This is a genomic window from Actinosynnema sp. (genome assembly GCF_052038725.1).
The window spans coordinates 1-2,173 of record NZ_JBQGCX010000148.1; the positions used below are offsets into that span (position 1 = coordinate 1).

At 72.6% G+C, this 2,173-nt stretch carries 3 protein-coding genes; 1 reads left to right on the forward strand and 2 read right to left on the reverse strand.

What is annotated here, in order from left to right; translation table 11 throughout:
• On the reverse strand, positions 1 to 436 hold a 436-nt coding region (locus tag ACTUAL_RS02880; RefSeq protein ID WP_440899167.1), incomplete at its 3' end, for a TetR/AcrR family transcriptional regulator.
• A gap of 63 nt (positions 437 to 499) precedes the next feature.
• Entirely contained in the window at positions 500 to 1,372 is an 873-nt protein-coding gene (locus ACTUAL_RS02885) for an NmrA family NAD(P)-binding protein (protein ID WP_440899168.1), read from the reverse strand.
• A 189-nt stretch (positions 1,373 to 1,561) separates the two neighbouring features.
• Here ACTUAL_RS02885 and ACTUAL_RS02890 point away from each other — a divergent pair.
• Positions 1,562 to 2,173, forward strand: a 612-nt coding sequence (locus ACTUAL_RS02890; RefSeq protein ID WP_440899169.1) for a GAP family protein, incomplete at its 3' end; no start/stop codon positions are given.

Here is a 2,173-nt window from a genome sequence, read left to right on the forward strand (position 1 = left end):
CCAGCTCGGCCGCCAGCTCGGCGAGCAGGGTGTGCGCGGTGCGGTAGTTGGCGGAGTCGAACAGGCTGGTGCTCTCCGCCTCGGGGCCCAGGCTCTCCAGGACGAGCGCGATGCGGCGGTTGTCCAGCTTGACCGAGACGATCGCGTCCAGGACGGCCAGGGCGCGCTCGTGGGCCGGGACGCCGGGGCCCAGCGGGGGTGGTCCGGAGGTGATGGCCTCGTAGAGCGCGCCGAACCGGGTGGCGTAGACCGCGCGGACCAGGCCCGCGCGGTCGCCGAACCGGCGGAACAGGGTGCCCTTGCCGACGCCCGCCGACGCCGCGATGTCGTCCATGGTGACGGCGAGCGGGTCGGTGGCGGCCTCGAACAGGGCGCTGGCGGCGTCGAGGATGGCCCGCCGGTTGCGGGCGGCGTCGGCGCGTTCCCTCACGACCACGGTGGTTCTCCCGTCCTGGTCCGGACTCGGCGCTGAATCGGGGTCCGCACCGATCCTAGGGGTTCAGCGGCGCCGGTCGGTTCCGCCGGTCTTCTCCCGCTGGGCGGCGGCGCGGGCGGTCGCGAAGTCCCGGAACGAGCGGGGTTCCCGGCCGGTGACGGTCCGGACGGCGGTGGTGGTGCGGTCTTCCGCGCCCGCCGCGATGGCGGTGTCGCCCCGGGCGAGCAGGGCGGCGAACTCGGCGGGGATGCCCGCTTCGGCGTAGCGGCGCTGGAACTCGGCGGCGGTGACGGCGGTGTGCGTGATCTCGCGGCCGAGGACGTCGGTGAGGACGGCCGCGATCTGCTGGTACGACAGGCTTTCCGGGCCGGTGAGGATCAGGTCGGTGTTGAGCGGGTCGGGGCGCAGGAGCGCTTCGACGGCGACGCGGGCGATGTCCTCGGCGTCGATGAACGCGACCTTGCCGTCACCGGTGGCGGTGGTGATGGTGGAGTGCGCGCGGACGCTGTCGGCGTGCAGGTGGTGGTCGGTGAGGTTCTGCATGAACCAGCTGGGGCGCAGCACGGTCCACTCGTCGAACAGCTCGGGGAGCGCCGGGTGCACGCTGCCCGCCGCCGGGCCGCCCGGCGGGAGCATGGCGGCGCTGAGCAGCACGGCCCTGCGCACGCCGGAGTCCTTGGCGCGCTTGAGGAACGGGAGCATGACGCGCTGCGGTTCGGGGTCGCCCGCGGGTGGGACGAGGTAGACGGCGGTGGCGCCGTCGAGGGCGGCGGCGTGGGTCGCGGGATCGTGCCAGTCGAAGCTCGGGTTCGCGGAGCGGGAGGCTGCGGTGACGGTGGCGCCGCGCGCGAGGAGCCCGGCGACGACGTGGCGGCCGGTGGTGCCGTTGGCGCCGGTGACGAGGACGTGGGGGCTGGGGACTGGTTCGACAGGCATGCGCTCTCCGTGACGATTAACCGGACTTTCGGTCCACTTCGACGTTACGGACCGGAAGTCCGTTTGGCAAGCGTGAATCGAGCCCTGCACGAACAGCTTCGGAAACGCCGGTTCAGGTGGCCGTTCATCCCGTTCGTCCCGCATTAGGCTGCCCCGAAGCACACCTCACGGGGGAGAGGACATCAGACCTTGGGAGCAAAGGACTTACTGACCGTAGCCGGGCTCGCGCTGCTCGACTCGCTCAACATCACGCTCTTTCTGGTGACGCTGCACCTGCTGCTGGCGCACCGCAGACCGATGTCACGCGTGCTCGTGTTCCTCGGCGTCTTCTACGCCGTCTACCTCGCGGCGGGCGTCGCGCTGACCGCGGGCGCGGTGGCCGCGCTGGGCGCGGTCGGCGAGCGGGGCATCGACTACCTGCAACTCGCCGCGGGGCTCGGGCTGTTCGTCTACGGGATCGCGGCCCCGGTGGACAAACCGGCACGCATAGGCGACGTACGGGAGGCCGGGCGCGGGCTCCTCGTGGTGGCCGGAGTGGCGCTGGGGGTGTGGGCGGTGGAGGTGTCCACGGCCCTGCCCTACCTGGCGGCGATCTCCACGATCGGCCGCGCGGACCCCGGCACGACGACGAGCACGGCGGTACTGGCGGTGTACAACCTGGTGGTCGTCGCGCCCTGCCTGGGCGCCGTGCTCGCCTACCAGGCCAACCGGGAGCGGCTGCACGCGCGCTTCGAGGGGTTCATCGCCAAGCGGCGCTCCGGTGATGGCGGGCGGCGCGGGTTGCTGCTGCTGTGCATCGTC